This is a genomic window from Streptomyces sp. PA03-6a, from assembly GCF_033792765.1.
Lineage (GTDB): Bacteria > Actinomycetota > Actinomycetes > Streptomycetales > Streptomycetaceae > Actinacidiphila.
The window spans coordinates 1-22,315 of sequence record NZ_JARAVK010000001.1 but is presented as its reverse complement, the minus strand read 5'-3'; the positions used below and the strand labels follow the sequence as shown (position 1 = coordinate 22,315).

At 70.1% G+C, this 22,315-nt stretch carries 24 protein-coding genes; 11 read left to right on the top strand and 13 right to left on the bottom strand.

Annotated elements, in window-relative coordinates; all coding sequences use genetic code 11:
- Window positions 1–5: 5 nt before the first annotated feature.
- Window positions 6–971, top strand: a complete 966-nt coding sequence (locus tag PV350_RS00120; protein WP_499510006.1) for an AraC family transcriptional regulator — start codon at window positions 6–8, stop codon at window positions 969–971.
- Window positions 972–1,051: 80 nt separating this feature from the next.
- Here PV350_RS00120 and PV350_RS00115 read toward each other — a convergent pair whose 3' ends face one another.
- The 7 genes from PV350_RS00115 to PV350_RS00085 form a co-directional block, all read right to left on the bottom strand.
- A complete protein-coding gene (locus PV350_RS00115; protein WP_499510007.1) occupies window positions 1,052–1,324 on the bottom strand; it encodes a DUF3253 domain-containing protein in 273 nt (90 codons plus the stop codon).
- Between the two features lie 228 nt (window positions 1,325–1,552).
- The gene (locus tag PV350_RS00110; RefSeq protein ID WP_500332431.1) at window positions 1,553–2,974 is read right to left on the bottom strand and encodes a Fic family protein; all 1,422 of its coding nucleotides are present in this window, start codon (window positions 2,972–2,974) and stop codon (window positions 1,553–1,555) included.
- A gap of 293 nt (window positions 2,975–3,267) precedes the next feature.
- Window positions 3,268–3,786 (bottom strand): hypothetical protein, encoded by a 519-nt coding sequence (locus tag PV350_RS00105; RefSeq protein ID WP_500332430.1) that lies wholly within the window; start codon window positions 3,784–3,786, stop codon window positions 3,268–3,270.
- Window positions 3,787–4,097: 311 nt separating this feature from the next.
- Window positions 4,098–4,664, bottom strand: a complete 567-nt coding sequence (locus tag PV350_RS00100) for a flavin reductase family protein (RefSeq protein WP_500332429.1) — start codon at window positions 4,662–4,664, stop codon at window positions 4,098–4,100.
- Between the two features lie 192 nt (window positions 4,665–4,856).
- The gene (locus tag PV350_RS00095) at window positions 4,857–5,744 is read right to left on the bottom strand and encodes a helix-turn-helix transcriptional regulator (RefSeq protein WP_500332428.1); all 888 of its coding nucleotides are present in this window, start codon (window positions 5,742–5,744) and stop codon (window positions 4,857–4,859) included.
- Window positions 5,745–5,909: 165 nt separating this feature from the next.
- Window positions 5,910–6,812 (bottom strand): helix-turn-helix transcriptional regulator, encoded by a 903-nt coding sequence (locus tag PV350_RS00090; protein ID WP_500332427.1) that lies wholly within the window; start codon window positions 6,810–6,812, stop codon window positions 5,910–5,912.
- Between the two features lie 156 nt (window positions 6,813–6,968).
- Window positions 6,969–7,847, bottom strand: a complete 879-nt coding sequence (locus tag PV350_RS00085) for a helix-turn-helix transcriptional regulator (RefSeq protein ID WP_500332426.1) — start codon at window positions 7,845–7,847, stop codon at window positions 6,969–6,971.
- Window positions 7,848–8,133: 286 nt separating this feature from the next.
- On the opposite strand from PV350_RS00085, the gene PV350_RS00080 reads away from it, so the two are divergent.
- The 4 genes from PV350_RS00080 (at window position 8,134) to PV350_RS00065 (ending at window position 11,267) form a co-directional block, all read left to right on the top strand.
- Entirely contained in the window at window positions 8,134–8,973 is an 840-nt protein-coding gene (locus PV350_RS00080; protein ID WP_500332425.1) for an SDR family NAD(P)-dependent oxidoreductase, read from the top strand.
- A 167-nt stretch (window positions 8,974–9,140) separates the two neighbouring features.
- Window positions 9,141–9,917: an SDR family oxidoreductase gene (locus PV350_RS00075; protein WP_500332424.1), complete on the top strand. Its 777-nt coding sequence runs from the start codon at window positions 9,141–9,143 to the stop codon at window positions 9,915–9,917.
- A 230-nt stretch (window positions 9,918–10,147) separates the two neighbouring features.
- On the top strand, window positions 10,148–10,429 hold the full coding sequence (locus tag PV350_RS00070; protein ID WP_500332423.1) for an Atu4866 domain-containing protein: 282 nt from the start codon (window positions 10,148–10,150) through the stop codon (window positions 10,427–10,429).
- 97 nt (window positions 10,430–10,526) lie between these two features.
- Window positions 10,527–11,267 carry an SDR family oxidoreductase gene (locus PV350_RS00065; RefSeq protein WP_500332422.1) on the top strand — a complete coding sequence of 247 codons (741 nt, stop codon included), beginning with the start codon at window positions 10,527–10,529 and terminating at the stop codon, window positions 11,265–11,267.
- A 256-nt stretch (window positions 11,268–11,523) separates the two neighbouring features.
- Here the strand turns inward: PV350_RS00065 and PV350_RS00060 are convergent, their stop codons facing one another.
- Together PV350_RS00060 and PV350_RS00055 are read right to left on the bottom strand one after the other, a co-directional pair.
- Window positions 11,524–12,252, bottom strand: coding sequence for a phosphatase PAP2 family protein (locus tag PV350_RS00060; protein ID WP_500332421.1), 729 nt, complete (start codon window positions 12,250–12,252; stop codon window positions 11,524–11,526).
- Between the two features lie 7 nt (window positions 12,253–12,259).
- The gene (locus tag PV350_RS00055; RefSeq protein ID WP_500332420.1) at window positions 12,260–12,934 is read right to left on the bottom strand and encodes a DedA family protein; all 675 of its coding nucleotides are present in this window, start codon (window positions 12,932–12,934) and stop codon (window positions 12,260–12,262) included.
- A gap of 150 nt (window positions 12,935–13,084) precedes the next feature.
- On the opposite strand from PV350_RS00055, the gene PV350_RS00050 reads away from it, so the two are divergent.
- From PV350_RS00050 to PV350_RS00040, 3 genes are all read left to right on the top strand, one after another.
- On the top strand, window positions 13,085–13,456 hold the full coding sequence (locus PV350_RS00050) for a BlaI/MecI/CopY family transcriptional regulator (RefSeq protein WP_500332419.1): 372 nt from the start codon (window positions 13,085–13,087) through the stop codon (window positions 13,454–13,456).
- A complete protein-coding gene (locus PV350_RS00045; protein ID WP_500332418.1) occupies window positions 13,453–14,412 on the top strand; it encodes a M48 family metalloprotease in 960 nt (319 codons plus the stop codon). Before PV350_RS00050 ends, PV350_RS00045 begins: the two co-directional genes overlap by 4 nt.
- Before the next feature lie 119 nt (window positions 14,413–14,531).
- On the top strand, window positions 14,532–15,191 hold the full coding sequence (locus PV350_RS00040; RefSeq protein WP_500332417.1) for a hypothetical protein: 660 nt from the start codon (window positions 14,532–14,534) through the stop codon (window positions 15,189–15,191).
- Window positions 15,192–15,371: 180 nt separating this feature from the next.
- Here PV350_RS00040 and PV350_RS00035 read toward each other — a convergent pair whose 3' ends face one another.
- A complete protein-coding gene (locus tag PV350_RS00035; protein WP_500332416.1) occupies window positions 15,372–15,782 on the bottom strand; it encodes a hypothetical protein in 411 nt (136 codons plus the stop codon).
- A 225-nt stretch (window positions 15,783–16,007) separates the two neighbouring features.
- On the opposite strand from PV350_RS00035, the gene PV350_RS00030 reads away from it, so the two are divergent.
- Window positions 16,008–18,107: a sigma-70 family RNA polymerase sigma factor gene (locus tag PV350_RS00030; protein ID WP_500332415.1), complete on the top strand. Its 2,100-nt coding sequence runs from the start codon at window positions 16,008–16,010 to the stop codon at window positions 18,105–18,107.
- Window positions 18,108–18,113: 6 nt separating this feature from the next.
- On the opposite strand, the gene PV350_RS00025 is transcribed toward PV350_RS00030, so the two are convergent.
- Genes PV350_RS00025 through PV350_RS00015 form a run of 3 tightly spaced genes read right to left on the bottom strand, consistent with a single transcriptional unit; the run spans window position 18,114 to window position 20,872 of the window.
- Window positions 18,114–18,950, bottom strand: a complete 837-nt coding sequence (locus PV350_RS00025; RefSeq protein ID WP_500332414.1) for an undecaprenyl-diphosphate phosphatase — start codon at window positions 18,948–18,950, stop codon at window positions 18,114–18,116.
- A 57-nt stretch (window positions 18,951–19,007) separates the two neighbouring features.
- On the bottom strand, window positions 19,008–20,225 hold the full coding sequence (locus PV350_RS00020) for a glycosyltransferase family 4 protein (RefSeq protein ID WP_500332413.1): 1,218 nt from the start codon (window positions 20,223–20,225) through the stop codon (window positions 19,008–19,010).
- On the bottom strand, window positions 20,222–20,872 hold the full coding sequence (locus PV350_RS00015; protein WP_499516664.1) for a DedA family protein: 651 nt from the start codon (window positions 20,870–20,872) through the stop codon (window positions 20,222–20,224). The genes PV350_RS00020 and PV350_RS00015 overlap by 4 nt, the downstream gene beginning before the upstream one ends.
- Window positions 20,873–21,014: 142 nt before the next feature.
- Here PV350_RS00015 and PV350_RS00010 point away from each other — a divergent pair, with 142 nt between their 5' ends.
- A complete protein-coding gene (locus tag PV350_RS00010) occupies window positions 21,015–21,398 on the top strand; it encodes a BlaI/MecI/CopY family transcriptional regulator (RefSeq protein WP_500332412.1) in 384 nt (127 codons plus the stop codon).
- 12 nt (window positions 21,399–21,410) lie between these two features.
- Window positions 21,411–22,298 carry a M56 family metallopeptidase gene (locus tag PV350_RS00005; RefSeq protein WP_500332411.1) on the top strand — a complete coding sequence of 296 codons (888 nt, stop codon included), beginning with the start codon at window positions 21,411–21,413 and terminating at the stop codon, window positions 22,296–22,298.
- Window positions 22,299–22,315: the final 17 nt, after the last annotated feature.

The window sequence follows — 22,315 nt, the reverse complement described above, 5'->3', positions numbered from 1 at the left end:
CCTCCATGGATCTGCTCGCCGAGGTACTGGCCCTGTCGGATGTGCGGGGAGCTGTCGGTGCACGCATCGAGGCCGGCGAGGACTGGGGCTGGTGGTGGACCTCCGCAACGCCGCGCGCGTCGCTTCACGCGGTCACCGCGGGAACGGTCTGGGTGGGTCTGCCGGACGGCCCGCCCCTGCAACTGATGCCGGGTGACGTCGTCCTCCTGCCCGGCGGGGCCGCGCACGCACTCGGCAGCGACCCGGCAGCAGTGGCCCGCACGGGGCCCCGCACGTTCGACGACTGGCATCTCACCGGCTCGGGGACCGTGTCGATCGGCACCGGACCGGTACGTGCCCGCATCCTGTGCGCCGATTACGACCATGACCGGACCGTCTCGACGCAGGTGCTCACCCTGCTGCCCGATGTGGTCCACCTGCGCTCGGGCGATGATCCGAACGGGCTGGCCCAGGACACCGTGCGCCTGCTCGGCCGCGAACTCGCCGCTCCGCGGGCGGCCACCGGCGTGGTCCTCGACCGACTGGTGGACGTCCTGCTGGTCCAAGTGCTGCGGGCCTGGCTCACCTCCGGTGGAACGTCCGCCCCCTCCTGGCTCGGGGCTCTGGACGACCCGGTGGTGGGAGCCGCCGTGACCAGGCTCCACGAGGAGCCCGCCAGACCATGGACCACCGCCGCCCTGGCCCGTGAGGTCGGAGTCTCGCGCGCCACTCTCGACCGCCGCTTCGCCGCCGCCACCGGCGAGTCGCCCGGCGCATACCTCACCCGCTGGCGCATGGACCTCGCCGCCCGGCGCCTGCGCGACACCCACGACAGCCTCGACGCGATCGCCGCCTCGGTCGGCTACTCCTCCGGCTACGCCTTCAGCCGGGCCTTCCGCCGGGCACGCTCACAACCGCCGGGCCAGTTCAGGGCGACCGCCCGTACCGAAGACAGCCCGGCCCCGACAAGCGCCGCCACCACAGCCCCCTGATCACCGCGTCCCACCGCGCGCCTCCCACACACGACCGGCAGACCACCGGACTACCAGCAACGGGCCGACCCGGGGACAGGTCAGCGGAGGCGGCGGATACGGATGGGGCCGCGGGCCTTGTCCGGCTCGACGGGACGGCCGGCCTGGGTAATCTCCACCTCGCCGGCTGCGGCCAGCCGCCGGGCCGCTCGCCGGGCCGGTTCCATGAGCGCGCGCCAGCCGTCGTCATCCCCTTCGTAAACCGCCCGCGCGGCGTCAGAAGGGCAGATCGTCGCGGTCGGCGCACGACGGTCCAGCAGCTCCAGAATGGCCCGCTCCAGGCGCTGATCCGTCTGCCGTTCCCTGTGCGGCACTCAATCAGTGTGCCGCACAGACGACGAACGGTCGCTTCAGCGGCCTTCGCCCCGACGCGCATCGCTCACCAGATCCGCTCAGCTCTGTGCTTTCCGGCTCATCCTGGACCTGACGTAGGCGACCACCGAGACCACGACGATGAGCATGACCGCGTCTTCGGACAGCGTCCCCAGCGCATTCGTGACGGAATGGGGTCTTGCGTAGGAAAGTCTTTCCTGTGCCGGTCTTCAGGGCAGGTTTGCAGTCGCCGGGGGGCCATGTGTCGTCCTGCCGGTCGGGCTAGGAGCCGAGGGCGGCGAGCTGCGCCGAGTATCCGCGAGGTGGGTGTCGATGTACCGGGCCAGCAGCAGCGCGTCCTGGGGGTCGGCGGCCTGGAAGGCGATGCGACGCAGCAAGCTGACCCCGTTCAACGCGACGCCCTCGCGGGCGAGCACGAAGACGAGGGCGAGGAACGCGGACCTGGCGTTGCCGTCGTCGAAGGGATGGAAGAAGCAGACGTCGAGATAGGCGCGGGCGGCTCGGGCTGTCAGGGGCAAAGGCTGCTCGCCGCCGGCTGCGCTCTCGCTCAGGCAGGCGTCGAGGCGGTCGCGGGTGTCCGGGGCGATGCCGTAGCGTTCCCGGCCGCCCTTGGCGAAGGCGGGCAGGCTTCGGAACGGTGGCGGCTGCGGTGTGTCCAGGACGTGCTGCTGCCAACCCTGCAGTACTTCGAAATTGAGGGGGGCGCCGCGCGCCGCGTCGTCCCGCGATTGTTCCAGGGCGGCGAGCAGGCCATCCGCCCTCGCTGCGTCCACAGCGCCGTCGAAGGCGCGGATGTCCTCCGCCGCGCCGTCGCGGGCGGGAACCACCGGGCCGTCGGTGACGCCGTCCGGCGCCTTCTGCCACGCCACCGTCTCGCGGACCTCGAGCCAGCGCTGCAGGTGGTCCGGCGCGGGCCCGGCGGGGCCCACGCCGTCGTTCGGCCGCAGGGACAGCGCAATCCGTTCCGCGATGTCCTCGACGAGCACCGTGTCAGGGCCGGTCCAGCTCTGGAACCGACCGCCGATGGCCTGACCGACCAGCTCCTTCGCGGCATCGGGCGCGACTCCCCAGCGGCTGAGGAACCAGATGAGCACTTGCTCACAGTGCCCGTGCCAACCGCTGCCGCAGCCGGTGCGGTCGGTCACCTGCAGGATCAGGTTGCGTGCGGCGCGTTCCCACAGGATCCGCTGGTCCTCGACGGCGGTCAGGTCCAACGGATACGCCTCGAACCACCCGGCGAGACTCTCCAGCCAGCCGCGCCACTCGCACAGCGCCGCGACAACACGCGCGAGCGTCTCGTCCGGAGTGGTGATCGAGTGACGGGGGCAGCACCAGTTCCCGACCGGCCCACCGTCGAAGTCGCCCTCGTCGTGCGCCCACCGCCAGCCCACGGCCCAGCGGCCATAGCGCTCAACGAGGACATGAGACATGGCGTCGGCCCAGAGTTTGCCCTCGCCGTGGCTCCAAGCACCCATTGCCGGGTTGGCCACAGCAACGTCGGGGCGGCGGGGCACACGCCCGGCCGGCCCGAGCGAACGCACCACCTGCGCAGCCGACACGCTGTCGAAGGGATGACGGGTGGGCTCCACCTCGTCCCAGCTCAGAAAGCCAGGGGCCAGCACGGGAATCACCGCGCAAGCCTGCACGTCTACTGGCGCCCGTTCAAGGGGATTTCCGCACGGCGCTGCCCATCGGCGCCCCTCTCTCCACCACACTGCCTTGGCGGGGGCGCAGATGCCCACCAGTCTGCCCTCCCCCGCCGGCCTCCGGGAGGGGGAAGGCCGGATGGGCCGGGACGGCAGCTGCTATCTCGGACGTTCAGGGCGGGCCGGACACCACGGAGCGGCGCGCTAGGCGTCGGCAGACCCGCTTCTCGGCGTATCCGCGCGCCCGCGGCCAGGGCGGTGAAGTGAAACGCGGGGCGTCACGCCCGGGTTCGAGTGACCGCGACCACCACGACCGTTGGCCGGTCGGGGATCACCGCACCCGCAGTCTCGTCGTGCGCGGTGTAGACGCCGTCGTAGGAATCGCCGTACCCCAGAACGTCGGTCTCTACATCAATCACGGCGTTGTACCCCCAGGGTCCGGTCAGCCGGATGACGGCCTGGATCCTGGCCGGTGCGGAGTGTGTGTTGACGACCCTGACGCCGACCCGGAAGGCGTCGCCGGTCGCCTTCAGCACCGGCTCACGCACCATGACACCGTCCTTGAAAGCGGCGGTCCCCGCGTCGCCTGTTCCGCCGCCCCGCGGCTCGGCTTCGGACCGCGACGGGCTCGCGTGAGCCGTCACCACGACGAGGGGGGCCGGTGACGTCGTGCGAGCCGCGGACGGCTTCCCCTCCGACGGGCCGCATCCGGCCGCGAGAGCGGTCACGGCCACGACCGCCAGCGGCAGGCCGATGCGACGGCCGGCATGGCGCGACGCTGCGGTGTCGAAGTCCAACATGGTCCCCTCGGTTGCGGAAGCCGCTTCGGCATCTGGTCACCGGCCCGGTATGCGCGCGGAAGCCGCGCCAGCCGGTGCCATGACGGGGGTGTTGCCCTCGGGTGACGGGAGGCCTGACCCCTTTGATCATGCAGAAAGGGAGATTACGGGAACGCGTGTTCGCACCGGAAGGGTGTGACTGCATCGACACGGGCATCGGCCGGTTCTCGCTGATCGGTGACCGAAACGTCGATACAACTGAGGTCGCATTCCAAACGCGAGGCCCCCACGCCTGTGGACCCGACTGGTTGGGCGACCTCACGAGGCAGTCACTGCAGGTACTGCCACTTGGTCATCCGGTCCTTGAGGTCGATGATCTCGCCGTCCAGCGTGAAGGTTCCGTCTCCGCGGTGATGAAGCATCCGCGGGTTCGGCTGGGTGGGGTCGGTCCAGGCACCGACCGCTTCCAGGACGAACAGGTCGTAGGCACCGACCAGGGTGGCGTCGGCGACCCGGCATTCGACGTTGGCGAAGCATTCGGCGATCAGCGGTGCACTGACATGCTTCCCGGCGATGGGCGTCAGGTCGAACGTCTGGAACTTGTCGACGTCCTCGCCGGAGCAGTTGCCGATGTCCACGACGGTCTCCGCGAGTTCGCTGCCGGGGACGGAGATGACGCACTCTCCGGTCTCCCGGAGCGCGGTGTAGCTGTGATCCCAGGGTCCGACGACGCACCCGATCAGCGGTGAGGCATGGCGGACCATCATGTTGAACCCGTTGGTCATGACGTTCGGGATGCCTCGGTGCTGTGTGTTGAGCAGGATCACCGGGCCGGGCTCGATCAGCCGGTGGATCCGGTCGAGGGGGTGTTCCCGCAGATCGTCGACAGTGATCATCGTTCATCTCTCCTGACACGTACCAGCCTGCCGAACGGCAGTGGCTGCGGGCGATCACGGACTGCAGCCCTCGTCGTTCGCGGTACGTTCAGTCCGGCCAGGAAGCACCGGAGGTGTAAGGCCAGGTCTTTCCCGGGTGTGTGACGGCCAGGGTATGCCCACCGGGGTCATTCGACCTCGAGTGGACTCTTGTCATGGATGGTGCCTCGGCTCGCCGCCGGCGCGCTCGTACTCCTGCAGGCTTTCCGGCGCGCCCTCGTGATCCTCCGCCTTCGAACGGAGCTCGGCGAAGGCCGCAGCGGTGGGACTGGAAGGTTCGGCCTGGTAGACGATCAGCTGCTGGTGCGGAGCTTCGTTGACGGTGAAGGCGGAGAACTGGATCTGCAGGTCACCGACGCGCGGGTGCTTCAGGTCTTTGGCCTGCTGCGTCTTCCGCTTCACATCGTGCCGTGACCACAGTTCGGCGAATTCAGGGCTCTTCGTGGACAGGGTTTTCACGATTTCGGTGATCCGCGGAGATCCCGGGTCGTATCCGAAAGCGGAACGAATCTCAGCGACACACGCTTGGGCCGCCCTGTCCCAGTCCTGATAGAAATCGCGGCCGGCGGGGTCGAGGAACACCATGCGGGCGAGATTGTCGAACCGCTGGAAGCCGCTGTGGAGCGCGGCCGCGAGGTCGTTGTGCGCCAGAACGTCCAGGGCCGGCCCCAGGACGAAGGCGGGGGTGTCGGGCCAGCTGTCGAGAAGCCGGAGCAACTGCGGGCTGACCTCGTCGCTCTTGATCACGGGGGTACGGCGTTCGTGGAGTGCTCGGGTGAGCCTGCGCAGGTGTTCGGTGGCCTCGTCGTCCAGTCGAAGAGCCGTAGCGACGGCATCGACGACCTGCGGTGAGGGGCTGGTCTCGCGGCCCTGTTCCAGGCGCATGTAGTAGTCGGAGCTGACCCCGGCGAGCAGGGCGACTTCCTCGCGGCGCAGTCCCGGGACCCGTCGGCGGCCGTGCTCCGGCAGCCCCACGTCCTGTGGCTTGAGCGCTTCCCGCCGTGCTCTGAGGAACTCTCCCAAGGGGGTGATGCCACTCATCCCCTCAGGCTAGCCCGAAACGATACGTGACCGGTGAATGACCGTTCCAGGGCTGGTGAGAGCCCTGTCCCGCCTGGCGGGCTCACCGGACTGACCCGACGACCGGCCAGGCCCGGCGGGAGCACTTGCGTGCTCGGCTCATCAGGCTCGGCCGTTCGCCGCGGTTCACTTCGCGAAGCTCGCTGAACGAAGTGCTGCCGCCGCCCGGGGCTGGCCGCCCGGGGATGCGTTCGACCACGTCGTGAGGAACCGCAAGGCGGATTCGGAGGAGGAGCCCGGTTCGGTGCTGTAGATGAACAGGGTCTGCTCACTGTCGCCGGGAAGGCTGAGGGCCTGGTAGGTGACGGTGAGGTCACCGACGACCGGGTGGTGGTATTCCTTGGTCCCCTCGGTGCGCTCGTGCACCCTGCGCTCCGCCCAGTACACACGGAAGTCTGCACTGCGTGCGGCGACTTCACCGACGAGCTCGCGCAGTTGCCGGTCGTCCGGGTGGCGTCCGGCGTCCATGCGCAGCATGGCCGCGGTGTCCGCGGCGACGGTGTCCCAGTCGGCGTACAGTTCCCGGGCGGCGGGGTCGAGGAAGACGAACCGGGTCTGGTTGCGTTCGCCCGCCGGCATGGTGGCGAAGTCGGCGATCAGTGCACGGCTGAGTGGGTTGGCGGCCAGCACATCGGTGCGGCGGCCCAGGACGAAGGCGGGGCAGCCGGCCGAGTCCAGGGTGCTCAGCAGTTGACGGACGGCCGGGCTGACCCGTTCGGCCGGGGTGGGCCGGGACGCGCGCCGCTGAGTCGGACGGCGATTGGCGAGATCGAACAGGTGCTCGCGCTCGGTGTCGTCCAGGCGCAGTGCCGTTGCGAGCGACTCGAGGATCTCGGGCGAGGCGGTGCGGCTGCGTCCCTGTTCCAGGCGTGTGTAGTAGTCGGAGCTGACTCCGGCCAGCTGGGCGAGTTCCTCGCGGCGCAGGCCGGGGACGCGCCGCCGGGACGTCCTCGGCATTCCCGCGTCCGCGGGACTCAGCCGGCCTCGGCACGAACGGAGGAAGTCTCCCAGTTCCACGATCTGGCTCATAGTGTCATTCTCCGCGACGTCGGTGTGGGTGTGGAGTGGTTAAGGTGGCCCTGTCGCACCCAGGAAACGACGGACGGCTCTCGTGCGTCGTAGCACTCGCATTGTTCGCGTGCCACTTTCCCCGGGATCCCCGAAATCCCCCCGCCTTTCTCGTCCTCAGTCGGGCCGTCCGCGGGACACGGGGCGGTCTGCGGTTGTCCGTGCGCTGAGCGAACCGAGCAGCGCGAGAGCGTCGGCTGACGCACTGCCGACCGCGGCCTGGTAGATGACGACCTGCTGGCCGGGTGCGCTGTTCACGGCGAACGCCTCGTAGTGCAGCTCCAGGTCGCCGACCTCGGGATGGTGGAAGCGTTTCGCCTCGCGGGTCTTGCCCCTGACGTCGTGACGGGCCCAGAGATACCGGAACTCTTCGCTCTTCAGTGACAGTTCACCGACAAGTTCGACCAGCCGCGGATCGTCGGGGTCGATCCCGGCCGCCCGTCGCAGTGCGGACACGGACGACTCGGCTGCGCGGTCCCAGTCACGGTGGAAGTGATGCGCGGCCGGATCCAGGAACGTCATGCGCATCAGGTTGTCGCAGGTCTTGAAGCCCGCGAACAGGGCTCCCGCGAGTTGGTTGCGGGCGAGGATGTCCATGGCGTGCCCCAGTACGTAGGCAGGCGTGTGACTCCAGGTGTCCACGAGCCGCTGCAGATGGGGGCTGACGCGTTCGACGCGCGACGCCCGGCGTGCACGGCGTGGGGTGGGAATCGCCACTCGGAACAGGTGCGCCACTGCATCGTCGTCCAGGCGCAGGGCCTTCGCCACGGCATCGAGCACCTGGCGTGAGGGGTGCCGTTCGCGGCCCTGTTCCAGCCGTACGTAGTAGTCGGTGCTCACCCCCGCCAGAGTGGCTACTTCCTCGCGGCGCAGACCGGGCACCCTGCGGCGGCCGGTTGTGGGGAGTCCGGCGTCCTCCGGGCGTAGCTGGGCGCGCCGTGCCCGGAGAAAGCCTCCCAGCGCGTTCTCGCCCGCGGGGCGGCTGTCTGTGTCCATGAGCCGAGGCTAGGGCGGCTGGGCCTCGTGTGGCGGTCCGGAGAGTGGGTGCGGTTCCCCCAGGAATCCGAGCCCCCGTGGCACCGCTGGGGCTCCGTCCCCGTGGTGGGGGGGCACGGGCGTGGCGGGCTCCGCGGCTGACGGGATGACGGCCGCGCGCAGCCTGGGAATTTTTCTCCCAGGAAACTTCCGGCCTTCCTGCCGCTCGCAGAATTCCGCAGAATCGGATGCGTCGGGGAAAACCCGGAACACGTGAATGAAAAACACGGAAGAAAGAGGCCTGAAAATGACTACTTGGTTCGTCACCGGAGCATCCCGCGGTATCGGCGTGGAAATCGCCCGTGCCGCGCTGGCAAATGGCGACAACGTGGTGGTCGCGGTCCGTAATCCGGACCGCGTCCCGGACGACCTCAAGGGGTCCGACCGGGTGCTGGCCGTCGCGCTGGACGTCACCGACACGGCCGGCATCAACGGCGCCGTCCAGGCCGCGGTCGAACGCTTCGGCGGGATCGACGTGCTGGTGAACAACGCAGGCCGGGGCCTGCTGGGTGCCCTGGAGGAGATCACGGACGCGGAGGCGCGCTCGCTCTTCGACCTCAATGTGTTCGGTCTGATCAACGTCACCCGCGCCGTACTGCCGGTCATGCGCGGCCAGGGCTCCGGCAGGCTCGTCCACATCGGTTCACGCTCCGGTTTCGAGGGCGAGCCCGGTGTGAGCCTGTACTCGGCGTCGAAGTTCGCGGTGGCCGGGATCAGCGAGGCCCTTTCGGCCGAGATGGCGCCGTTCGGCATCCAGTCGATGGTCGTGGAGCCGGGTGTGTTCCGCACCGACTTCCTCGACGCCAGTTCCCTGTCAGTGGCCGCCATGCGTATCGCCGACTACGACGACACCCCGGCCCACGTCACGCTGGACTGGATCGACAGGGCCAACCACGCCCAGCTGGGCGACCCGGCCAAGGGCGCTGCGCTGATCGTCCAGGCGGCGTCGGGTGAGAAGCTGCCCACCCACCTCTACCTGGGCCGCGACACCCTGGAGCGTCTCGAGGTCAAGCTCCAGCGGATCCAGGACGACCTCGCCCCCTGGCGTGAGAAGTCCGCGGCCACCGCGCACGACGTCGCCGTGTAACGCGGGCCCGCCGAAGACTTCCTCGCCACTGCGCGCCACCCGCACAGCAGCCCCGGCCGGGCCGGTCTCCCCCTGACGAGCCCCGGCAAGGCTGCGCCGCGCGAGAGGCGGCTCCACCCCGACCTGTACCCCCTCGCACACTCCCCTCCATTCCGAAGGAATTTGCCATGTCCACTCTCCTCTCGGGCTCTCCGCTCGACGGCCGTGTCGCAGTCGTCTCCGGCGCCTCCAGCGGCATGGGCGCCGCCACCGCCGAACACCTTGCCGCTCTGGGCGCCAAGGTCGCCGTCCTGGCACGCCGCAAGGACAAGCTCGACAGCGTCGTCAAGCACATCGAGAACGCCGGCGGCACCGCTCGCGCGTACGTCGTCGACGTGACGGACCGCGCCGCTGTCACGGAAGCGGCTCAGCGGATCGCGCGCGACCTGGGCACGGTGGACCTCGTCTTCAACAACGCCGGAGTGCAGCTGATCTCGGGCATCGAGGAACTCAAGGTCGACGAGTGGCAGCGTCAGATCGACCTCAACGTCACCGGCGTCATGAACGTCATCGCCGCGTTCCTGCCGCAACTGACGGCTTCCGCAGCTCAGGGCAAGCCTGCCGACCTGATCAACACCTCCTCCATCGCGGCCACCCGCATCCTGGAGAAGTTCTCGATCTACTCCGGCACCAAGGCCTACATCAGCCACCTCACGCGGCTGCTCCGGGTGGAACTCGGCCCCAAGATGGTCCGTGTGGCCTCCATCGAGCCCGGCATGGTCGACACCGAACTGCCCGACCACGTCACGGACGCCGACGCCGGCACCCTGATGGCGAACCTCATCCGCGACATCGACTGCCTGCAGTCCTCCGACATCGCCGAAACTGTCGCGTTCATGTCCGCGGTTCCCCGCCACGTCAACCTCACCGAGATCACCATCCTGCCGACGGCACAGGCGATCTGACCCCGGCGGGTGGGGTTGGTGCCTCAGGGCGACCAGCCCCACCCGGTTGCCGACCAGTTGTCCCGCGGTCCATGCCCCTCGCTCAAGGCCGCCTACCGGCGGCCGCCGAGGTCGTACTCCACGGCTGCATCCCAGGCCCGCCACAAGGTGGGTGCGCATCTCCCAGGACCGCATCACCCTGGGTGGACCGCGACCTGGAAGCCCGTTGCGGCGGAGCGCACCGTGGAGACATGACCACCAACAACTCCCCCAAGCCGCCGCACCCGTACGTCGGCATGTGGGTGACCGCAGACGGCTTCATCCGGCAGGAATTGCTCGCAAACGGACGCTACGACGAGGCCCGCGGCAACCGGAAGAGCGCCTACACAGGCCGCTACACCGTCGTCGGCAACCACATCGACTACGTCGACGACACCGGTTTCACCGCCACAGGCGATGTCCGCGACGGTGTGCTCCATCACGAGCACCTGTTGCTGTTCCGCGAAGGGGAACAGCCCGACCGGTCGGCGTGAACGCCCGCCAACTGCTCCAGTCGGCCGCTGTATCCGGCACGGCACGACACCTTGCATCGCTCCCTGATCCTCATCCTCATCCCGGAAAGGCACTCCCATGTCTGTCTCGACCGACCGAAAGATCGTCCTCATCACCGGCGCCAGCAGCGGAATCGGCGAAGCGACTGCCCGCCTGCTCGCCACTCGCGGCCACCACGTCGTACTCGGCGCCCGCCGCACGGAACGCCTCAAAGCCGTGGTTGAGGAAATCCAGGCGGACGGCGGCAGCGCCGAGTACGAGACCCTCGACGTGACCGAGGCCGGAGACGTCCGACGCTTTGTCGAGACCGCACACGTCAAGCACGGCCGTATCGACGTCATGGTCAACAACGCCGGTGTGATGCCCCTTTCGAAGCTCGAGGCCTCGAAGGTCGACGAGTGGAACCGGATGATCGACGTCAACATCCGCGGTCTCCTGCACGGTATCGCCGCAGCACTGCCGATCATGCAGGACCAGCACCACGGCCAGTTCGTCAACGTCGCTTCGATCGGCGCTCACTCCGTCACGCCCACGGCGGCGGTCTACTGCGCCACGAAGCACGCTGCCTGGGCCATCTCCGAAGGACTGCGCCAGGAAGTGGGCGGTGACATCCGCGTCACCACGCTCTCGCCAGGCGTCACGGAATCCGAGCTGGCGGAATCCATCTCCGACCCGGCGGGCCGCGACGAGATGCGTGCCTTCCGCAAGGTGTCCATCCCTGCTTCGGCGATCGCCGAAGCCATCGCCTACGCGATCAGCCAGCCTTCGGAGGTCGACGTCAGCGAGATCATCGTCCGGCCGACTGCGAGCCTTGCCTGAACAGCGTCGCTGTCCCGCAGCGCTGAGCGGCCTGCCGCACAAGCAGTGGGTAGTTCGCTGGGCCCATGACCCGGAGGTCGCGTGGTTCCCGTCCCTCCCCCGCTACCAACATCCGGCCCCTGCCTGACTTCCCGTCGGGCAGGGGCCGGAGCCGTTGGTACGGCCCGCCAGCGCCTCAACCGGCCGGCGGATCACCCGCACGGGCGGCGCGGTTCCGTGCCTGGTTCGACTCGCCCGACTGCCAACCCAGTTGCGGTCAGCCTCTCGCCCCGGTTCGTGCGGTCAGGAGCCCTGAGGCTGCGGCCATCACACACCCGAGGAGGATCCAGGCCGTGGCCAGCAGCCAGCCGCCCACCACGTCGCCGGCCCAGTGCACGCCGAGCCAGAGCCGGCTCACTCCCACCAGCGCGGCCCAGCACAGCGTCAGGGCGACCCACGGTCTCCACGCGGGTGGGCGGCGGGCGAGGAGCGCGGCGACGAGGAGGCCTGCGGCCATGGCCGAGGTGGTGGCGTGGCCGGAGGGGAAGGACCAGCGGGAGGCGTGGGTGATCCAGTCGTCGCCTGGTGGCCGCGGCCGGGCGATGGTCGTCATGAGCGCGAACCTGACCGCCTGCCCGAGCGCCAGCCATCCGGCAAAGGCGAGGCAGAGCAGCGCGGTGCGGGTCGCCGGCCGCCGTGCGGCGAGGGCGTTTGCGGCAGGCGCGGCGATCAGGCCGCCGGCCAGGGCCAGGAGGTAGGGGTAGACGCCGGTCCCGGTGGCGGTCACGGCGCGCAGGGCGGTCACGACCGGGGAGGTGCGGTTTTCCAGCAGCAGCCGGTGAATGCCCAGCTCTGCTGGAAGCGTCCTGGTTCCGCGGACCAGGACGGTTGCGGCGAGGGCACCGAAGGCGACCGCGGCCGCGAGGGCACAGCGGAGGACAGACCGGCTCGGTGTGGCTGGGGCGGCTTCGGCTGCCGTGTGGGTGCGTGTGCTGTGGCTGGTCATGGGCGGCTCAGGCGCTCTCCGCGGCGCGGCGGGTGCGCCGGGAACGGAGTAGTTCGAGGCCGACGGGGATCAGGGAGATGACGACGATCAGGGCGATGATCGGCAGGAGGTAGCGGTCGACGTTCGGGACGGATGCGCCGAGTGCGTAGCCGCCGAGGACCAGGCCGACGGTCCACAGCAGCCCGCCGAGGATCTGCCACAGGGCGAAGGCGCGGGCCGGGACGTCGAGGATGCCGGCGAGTGGGTTGAGGACGGTCCGCACGATGGGGAGGAAGCGGGCGAGCACGATCGCCTTCGCGTATCCGTAGCGTTGGAGGATCTCTGCCGCTCTGACGGCGCCGTCGTGGATCTTGGGGGATTTCACGCGGGTGAGGAAGGCCGGCCCGGCGCGCCGTCCCAGGAGGTATCCGGTCTGGGCTCCGGCCAGTGCTCCGGCCGCGGCGGCGGTCAGGACCCAGGGCAGCGACAGGCGGCCTGGGCTGCCGGCCGAGCCGGCGCACAGGAGTCCGGCGGTGAACAGCAGGGAGTCGCCGGGCAGGAAGAATCCGATGAGCAGGCCGGTCTCGGCGAACAGGATGATCGCGATGCCGAGTGTTCCGAACGCGGCGAGGAGGGACTGTGCGTCCAGGAGGTTCACGGCCAGGTCCGCTGCCTGCGGTGATGCGGGGTGGGGGAGGATCATCGGCGCGGGCCCCTTGGATAATGGGTGGGTGCCGGTTGCCGTCTGCCAGAGCCTGTTTCAGGGGTGGCGTCAGGGCCGGCCGGCGACCTGTGTCGACAGGCCAGAGTTCGTCTACAACACTGTAGACGATCCAGGGGAGAGGACGGTTCCATGGCGGACGCGGACGGTGAGCGGCGGCCTGCGGGCGAGTTGGAGGCCAGCGTGCTCGCGGCGCTGTGGGCGGCGGGGAAGCCGCAGACGGCGGCGCAGGTCAGGGAGGCGATGCCGCAGCCCCTGGCGCGGACCACCGTGGCGACCCTGCTGGCCCGGCTTCACGAGAAGGGGGTGGTGAACCGCAGCCCCGGCGGGCGTGGCTTCGTGTACTTCCCCGTGGAGGACTCCCATGGTCTGACCGCCCGTCGGATGCACCGGGAGCTGGACAGGGACGACGATCACGGGCGGGTGCTGGCGCGGTTCGTGGAAGGGCTCAGCCCCACCGACGAGGCCGAGCTCCGGCGCCTACTGGAGGGAGACGGCGAGTGATCGCCCTGCTGCTGCTTCCGCTGCTGCTGCCGTTCGTCCTGCTGCCGCTGGCCCGGCGGGCCGTGCTTCAGGTGCGGCCCGAGATCGCGTTGTGGGTGGTCACCTCGGCCTCCGCGGCGCTGGCGATCGGGGTCGTGGCCTGCCTGGGAGTGCTGTTGCTCCCCATGGCCCTGAAGGTGCCGGCCGTGGCGGAGCTGGCGGAGGTCATCCAGCCGCTCGAGGCCGGACCGGGCTTTGTCGTGATGGCCGTCTCGGCTCTGGCCGCGGGGGCGCTTGTGGTCACCTGCGTCATCGGTGTGCGGCGCGCGGTCTCGGAAGTGCGGAGGTTCCGCACCGCGCACGGTGATGTGGCCGACGTCCCGCAGGCCGGGGGCCTGTGCGTGCTCAACGATCCCCGGCCGGACGCCTACGCCCTGCCCGGCACGCGGCGCCGCCCCGGCCGGATCGTGGTGACCACCGGCATGCTCCGCGCCCTGGCGCCCGAGGAGCGCGAGCCCTTGCTGGCTCACGAGCGTGCCCACCTCGCCGGGCGCCACCACATCTTCCTGGCGGTCGCCCAACTGGCCGGCTGGTGCCATCCGGGACTCGCCGCCGTTGTCCCGCAAGTGTCGTTCGCCGCCGAGCGGGCCGCAGACGAGGCTGCGGCCAAAGCCTCCGGCGACCGTACGCTGACGGCGCAGGCGGTCGGCAGGGCGGCCCTGGCCGTCACCCGGAACGGGGAGCGCAGCGAACTGCCCACGTTCGCCACGGGTGCGACCAGCGGTCCGGTGCCGGCCCGGGTCAAGGCCCTTCTCGCCCAGGCCCCCACCCGCCGCCTGGCTCCTGCTCTGCTGACCGTGGTCCTGTTGTGCGGTGCCGCGGCCCTCTCGTCCTTCACCGGAGCGATCTGGCTGCACGACGGGGTCGAGGTGGCGCAGGGGGAAGACCCCTCTCACTGCCCCGTGACCCTGCGGTGACGGTGCCGCCCCTCCGATCCGCACGCGCGACATAAGGGCAGCCTTTCGTGTCTACAGTTCAGTAGACTTCAGCGCGCGCTGCGCTGCCCGAGGGCCGGCTGCCGAAGGTACGCGCACGCGTGCCGCACAGCGGCAGCCGTACGCGGGAAGCAGCGGGCGAGTCCGGTGACCGCAGCGCTCCGGAGCCCGATGGCGCGGCCGCCGAGGTGGTGGCGTGGCTGCGTGCACGCGAGGGGATGGAACGCGAGCTGGGCAAAGCCGCCGGTGAGAAGCCCAGTCAGCGGGACGCGACCGTGTCCAGGATGGCTGACGTGCTGCAGGCCGTGGCCCACGGCCTGGGGCGGGAGGCCGCCGCGGTGTGGGCAGGGGTGCCGCACCGGATCCTGCAGACCTGGCTCGACCAGGATCCCGCGTTTGCGACCGCCGTCGCTTCGGCGGCCTCGCTGGCCGATGCCCATGGGCTGCGGCCTGGTGGCGCCACCACGCCCGCCATGGTCCGCGTCGCGGCCCTGGCGATCAGCCAGGGCGAGACCTGGCAGACCGCCGCACGATGGGCGGGACTCACCCAATGGGGCTTCCGGCAACTGTGCAGCACCTCACCTGTCTTTGCCGCGATGACGCGGGCCGCGCGCAAGCTCCAGCCACGGAGGTCCAAGCACTTCGTACCGACCACCTACCGCCCACGCCGCCCAGGCCGGCCGGCGGGCAGGAGCCAGGGCTACCGCCTGGTGCGCATGGACGACCCGGTGCTGAAGCCGCCACCCCCTGAAGAGGACTGAACTCCAGCAGCATGGCGATGAAGGCATGCGCGGCCGCGAATGCGACAGCGGTCCCGACGGCACGGGGCGCCGCCTCAGGCGCTGCTGACGCCCTACGCCCTGGCGGCGTCCCCTGGCAGGTCCCCAGGATTCGCGACCCGCACATTTCCCGCAAACCCTGCTCCCCATAAGGGAATTGTCCTACTGTATGGGCCTGCCCTCTCTGCGGTTGCGCCGTTGAGAGCCAGTGCCCCGCCGCGGCCGCTCTGCCGCCGTGCCTTGACCCGGCGACAATCCGGCCGCCGGCGCCTGGGGCTCGACGTCGGCCTCCTGGCCGTGAAGGGCGGTGGTGAGAGCGATGAGCTGGCTGGTGGTCAGTGGCCCTGCCACGTGGTCCTTACGCAGCAACCAGCGCAGGAGCCGAAGATGCGGCGGGCTGAGCCACCCGAACAGCCCGGCCACCAGGTCCTTGCCGTGCCCGGCGAGTAGGGCCGCGCCGAGCGTGACCGCCACGGTCACAGCCACCCCGGCCCAGCCGTGCTGCATGGCGACGGCCGCCGTAGGACCTCCTGCCGCACCGGAGGCGACCAGCCTCCCCGCGGTGCTCGTCATGCCGTCCGCCTCCCGCCGCGTCCCGCGCCGGTCCGGGACGACACCAGGGTCTGGGCTGCCGTACGGTTCATGGTTGCCTCCTCGGGCTCGGGGCCGTACGGAGGAACAGGTCGGCGAGTTCCCGCTTTTCCCGGGACGGGCGCAGAATTCTTTCAAGATTTTTCCTGGGCGCGGCTCCGCCGTCCGGCTGAGGGCCCCGAAGGGGACCGTCCGGTGCCTGATCCCATGACCCTGGAGAGCACGGGGACGCCCGATCACGACGCGACTCTGCTGGCCGCGCTCGAGGTGGATCCCCGGCCCAGCGCCTCGGCCCGCAACGAGATCTACGAACAGATCACCCGCCGGCATGGGAATGCAATCGTTCGCCTGGTGACCTCGTCCATGGACGGTGACCTGGCCGGGACCGATGACGTGGTCCAGGAGACCTTCGCTGATGCCTTCAGCTACCTCGAACGAGAAGGCACCTTGCCGCCGCCCGGCCTGCTCGGTCCGTGGCTGCGCGGTGTCGCCCGCAACCGTGTCAAGGCGTACTGGCGCAAACACCGTGAGCGTCCCGCCGCGGACGAGGCCGGGGTGGCGGAGCTGAACGACCGTGCGCTGTCCCGGGAGCTGGAGGTCCGTGACGACCCGGACAGAACGAACGAGGCTCGCCGTCTGATCGCTGCAGTGCAGGACGCCTTGAGCGAGAGCGAGCAGCAGCTCTTCCGGCTGCGGTTCACCCAGGGATTGCCGCCCGCCGAGATCGCCGAACACCTCGGCAAGAACTCCAAGACCGTGAGCAATCGCTGCACAGATCTCACCAAGAAGGTCGGCAGCTACTTCGGACTGCTCCTGCTGGTACGTGGCGACCGCACCAACTGCCCCGAGCTGCGTGCGCTCTTGGAGACGCACGAGCGGGACCACGGCACCGCCTTCACCGCCGAACTGGCCCTGCTGGTCCAGCAGCACGTGGATACCTGCCCCACCTGCGGCGACTGCGCGGTCTGCCGCACAGAGCAGCGACACCTGCTACGCATGGCCGCACCCGTCGTCTTTCCCATCCTCCTCAGCCTTGCCCTGCGTCGGGCGATCTCCGACCGTATCCGGGAGATCTGCCACACCGACGAACCCCCGTCGGAGCCGCCACAAGGACCGGCGTCAGGGCCGGGACCCCGGCGTGAGGGCGACCACTCCCTGGAAGAGGGAGCGGGCCGGCCCGGCGGCCACCGGCTCATGCAGAAGCTGCGACTGCCACTGGCCATGGCCGTACCGCTGCTGCTCCTCCTCGGTCTCTGGGGGTACCAGAACTTCCCCGCCCGGACCGACAACCAAAGCTCGCAGAACGGCAGTACGGCCCCCGTCACATCGCAGAGCTCCAACGGGCTTCCGGCCGCGGTCGAACCCAAGCTGAACCTCGAGGACGCTTTCACCGGCAACAACTCGCTCGCCTTCGCGCCCAACGGGCAGTCCCTGGCGACCGTTGTCGGCGACGGCTCGTCGGCAAGCATCCGCCTCTGGGACACAACCAACGGCCGGCCGGTGCGCACCTTCCCTGCGACAGGCCTCGGAGTGTCCGCAGTCGCATTCAGCCCTGATGGGACCCTTGTGGCCAGTGGCGCCGGCATGCAGTCCGGCAATCACGTGTTCGAGCTCCGGAACGCGGAAACAGGCCAGCTCAGCGACACCATCACTACATTGACCGGACAGAACGCAGTCAATGGAGGAGCCGATCTGGCGTTCAGCCCTGACGGCGGCACACTTGCCGTGGTCAGCGCGGGTGCCACGAGCGAGGACCAGGAGGTCGCTCTTTGGGACATCGCCACCCGCAGCACCATCGGGGAGCTCACCATCAGCGACGGTCCGATCTACGCGCTCGCGTTCAGCCCCGACGGCAACACGCTTGCCGTCGGCGGTCAGGATGGCCAGGACCACGGAACGGTCCGGCTGATCTCCGTACCTGAGAAGCGCATCACCAGCACCCTGACCGCCGCGGGCACCATCGTGTACTCGCTGTCATTCAGCCGCGACGGCACCCTCGCGACCGGAAGCAGCGACGGCGTGGTGCAGTTGTGGGACACCGCTTCACGTCAGCCGACCACGCTCACAGGGGCCTCGGGCATGGTCGTCACCTTCGCCCCGGACGGCCGGACTCTCGCTGTCGGCCGTGACTCCCTGACGCTGTGGGACGTGGCCGACCGTCGCATCACCGCGACCCTCACCACAGGCCGCACCCGTCATGCCGTCGGCGGCATGGCCTTCAGCCCGGACGGTGCGACGCTCGCCGCCGTCCATGGAAGCTACGACAACAGCAACGAGCAGATGGTGAGCCTGTGGCCGGTCAATTGAACCCCGCTATGCGTTGAGCACGCCTGTGGCGAGCAAGCCGAACAGCAGCACACCGACGACGACGCGGTAGATCACGAAGGCGTTGAAGGAGTGTTTGGCGACGAACTTCAGCAGCCACGCGATGGAGGCGTAGGCGACGACGAAGGAGACGGCGGTCCCGACGACGAGTGGAGCGGCGGCGGCCCCGGACCCCACGGCGTCCTTCAGTTCGTACAGTCCGGCGCCGGTCAGTGCGGGGATGCCGAGGAAGAAGGAGAGCCGGGTGGCGGCGACCCGGTCGAGGTCGAGGACGAGGGCGGTGGACATGGTGGCGCCGGAGCGGGAGAACCCGGGGAAGAGGAGCGCCAGGATCTGCGAACTGCCGACCAGCATGGCGTCCTTGAGGCTGGTGTCGTCCTCGCCGCGCTTGTGGCGGCCCATCTGGTCCGCCGCCCACATCACGACGCTGCCCACGATCAGGGAGCCGGCCACCACCCACAGCGAGGCGAGCGGGCCTTCGATGAGTGGTTTGGCGGCCAGGCCGACGACGACCACCGGGATGGTCGCGTAGACGACCCACCAGGCGAACTTGTAGTCGTGGTGGTGGCGTTCATCGCGGTTGCGGATGCCGCGGCCCCAGGCGGAGACGATGCGCACGATGTCCTTGAGGAAGTACACGAGCACGGCGGCGATCGCGCCGACCTGGATGACGGCGGTGAAGCCGACGACCGAGGTGTCGTCGACGGGGATGCCCATCAGCCCTTCGGTGATCTTCAGGTGGCCGGTGGAGGAGATGGGGAGGAATTCCGTGATTCCTTCGACCACTCCCAGGACTGCGGCCTGGCCGATGCTGATGGCGCTCATCTGGGTCCGTTTCTGTGACGCGGTGCGGGCGGTGGTTGTCGTGCGGTGCGGGCGGGCTCAGCGGCGCAGTCGGCGCAGGGCCCGGCGCGCCCGGCTGCGCCAGCGGGCCCTGTGGCGCTGCCAGGTGCGGGAGCGCCGGGAGGCGGCGAGGTTGGTGAGCAGTTCCTCGTAGGCGCGGGCGACGTGGGCGGGGTCGAAGCGTTCGGCGGCGTGGCGGGCGGCCTGGCCCATGCGGAGCCGGCCGGGTTCGTCGGCGATCAGGTCGCACAGCGCGGAGGCCAGGGCCTGCGGGTCGCGCAGGGGGACCAGGCGGCCGTCGACGCCGTCGTCGATGATCTCGGCGGGGCCGAGCGGGCAGTCGGTGGCGACGACCGGTACGCCGCAGCGCATCGCCTCGACCAGCGTCATGCCGAAGGACTCGGCGTCGGAGGCGGAGGCGACGATCGAGGCCTTGGCGAACTCGGCCTCGATCGGTGAGACCGCGCCCATCAGCCGCGCCTGCCGTCCCAGGTCGTGCTGGTCGATGAGTTGCTGGAGCCGCTGCTGGTCGGTTCCCGTGCCGTAGATGCGCAACGTCCAGTCGGGGTACTTGGCGGCGACCTGCGCGAACGCCTCGATGAGCAGGTCGAACCGCTTGCCGCGGACCAGCCGGCCGGCTGCGGCGATCACCTTCGGTGTCTCCTGCGTGGGCGGCAGGCTGGGGTCGGGGACGCTGTTGGGTATGGCGAGGATGTGTACGCCGGGCAGGCTCATCTTCGCCCGGTAGGCGGCGGCGTCCGCTTCGGTGGTGGTGACCACCGCGTCCAGCTCGCGGTACGAGCGGGCGAGGTGGGCGCGGAGCTTCTTGCTGTGGCCGTCGTGGGTGAGGTGCTCCTGTGCGATGCGCAGGGCGCGGGCAGGGCCGAGGCGGGCCAGGTAGACGTTGATGCCGGGCCGGGTCCCGATGATGACGTCCGCGTCGCAGGTGCTCAGGTACTGCTCGACGCGCTGGTCGGTGAGGCGGTTGTACTGCTTGTACCGCTTCTCCGCGGCGGGGAAGACGCGGGCCGGCTCGTGCGTCAGCGGGTCGGCCGCGTCGGCGGAGTCCGGGCGGATGTCGACCAGGGGCACGACGGTCACGCGGGGGTCGACGGCGAAGCGGGGATCGGCACGGTGGCGCAGCATCGAGACCACCGTCACCTCGTGCCGGCCGGCCAGGGCTGTGGCGAGGTTGAGCGTGGTGCGGATGGTGCCGCCGATCCCGTAGACGTTGTGGATCAGGAAGGTGATCTTCATGCGGCGGGCCCCCGGCTCGTTTCCGTGCCGGTACGACGGCGCGAGCGGAGCAGTTCCAGGGCCAGCGGCAGCAGGGACACGGCGACGATGACGCCGACGATGGGGAGGAGGTAGCGGTCGACGTCGGGGACGGTCTCGCCGAGGGCGTAGCCGCCGAGGACGAGCCCGACTGTCCACGCCAGGCCGCCGGTGATCTGCCAGAGCGCGAAGGTTCGGGCGGGTACGCGGACGATACCGGCGAGCGGGTTGAGCACGGTGCGTACGACCGGGATGAAGCGGGCGAAGACGATCGCCTTGCCGTGGCCGTACCGGGCGAGCAGGTCCTCGGCCCGGGTCATGCCGTCGATCAGGTGCCGGTTGCGGGCCCGGGTCAGCAGGGTCCGTCCGGCGCGGCGGCCGATCAGGTAGCCGGCCTGCGCGCCGAGCAGCGCCCCGGCCGCGGCCGCCACAAGCACCCGGGGCAGGGACAGGTGCAGGCCGTGCGCGCCGGTGGTGCACAGCAGCCCGGCGGTGAACAGCAGGGAGTCGCCGGGCAGGAAGAACCCGATCAGCAGCCCGGTCTCGGCGAACAGCACCAGGAAGACGCCTGCCGTGCCGAACGTCGTCAGCAGCGATGTGGCGTCCAGCGGGTTGAGGGCGAGGGGCACCGGTAAGCCTTTCCTGCCGTGCGCAGCCAGGGGGCCGTGCTGTCTGGTGCGGGCGCATGGCACACTCGGGGGACGGCGGCTTTTACACCGTCGTAGAAGTTTTACACGACTGTAGAAGACGAGAGGAGGACCGGCAAACTCCATGAGCACTCCCATGCAAGGCCGCGGCCCGAAGCGGGCCAACGGCGAGCGCGAGGCCGAGATCCTGGGCCTGCTCCAGCAGGCCGACGGCGCGCTGACCCCCGGCGAGGTAGCCGAACGCCTCGGCAGCGAGCTGACGTACAGCACCGTGGTGACGATCCTCACCCGCATGCACACCAAGCAGCTGCTGACCCGCACCCAGCGGGGCCGCGCCTACGCCTACGCTCCGGTGACGGACGAGCCCGGCTTCGCCGCCCGTCGTATGCGTTCCGTCCTGGAGGAGCGCTCCGATCGCGAGGCCGTACTGGCCCGTTTCGCCGACGGCCTGTCCGACGCGGACGCGGAGCTGCTGCGCCAACTGCTCGGCCCCGACCAGAATCCGTAGAGGGGCGCCCGGATGCGCATCGCCGTCTACCTCCCGCTGCTGCTGTCCCTGTTCGCCCCGCTCGGGGCACGGCCGCTGTCGGATCGCTGCGATCCACGCCTGGCCACCTGGCTGCTGACGGCCGTCTGCGTGGTGCTGGGTGCGGCAAGCACGGTGTCGCTGGGCCTGCTGGCGGTCACCGGCCTGATCCGCATCCCGGCACTGGCCGGGCTCGGCCACTGGTCGGCCCAGGCCGCGCAGCGGAACGACCCCGCCGAGATGTCCGTGGCGCTGATCGCCGGCCTGCTCCTGGGCGTCGCTGTCCTCATGGCCGCCCGCATGCTCTGGTACCGCGCCCGCTCGCTGGCCACCGCCGCGCTTGAGGCGGCATGCATGCCCACGCACGACGGCCTGGTCGTGGTCGACGACGAGACCCCCGACGCCTTCGCGGTTCCCGGTCTTCCCGGCCGCGTGGTGGTCTCCACCGGCATGCTGCGCACCCTGGACGCCTCCGAACGCGACATCCTGCTCGCCCACGAACGCGCCCACCTGACCGGGCACCACTACGCCTTCGTCGCATTCGCCCAGCTCGGCGCGGCCGCCAACCCCTTCCTGCGCCCTCTCGCCGCTGCCGTGACGTACACGATCGAACGCTGGTCCGACGAGAACGCCGTCGCCCGCACCGGCGACCGCAGGCGGGTGGCCCACACGGTCGGCAGGGCCGCCCTCGCCGCCCACCACGCTCCGGCCCGCACCGGATGGGCTTTGGCGGCGGCGGGCCCGCCAGTGGCGGCGGCCGCGTGGCGGCGCCCGCCGGACCGGGCGCCGCGGCGCGCCGCGCCTCTCGGGTCGGTTCTGTGGAAGCCGCCTGAACGCGCCTGCCGAGGGCCGTCCGGCGCAGGACTAGATAGAAGAGTATGAGTAAACCAACATATAAC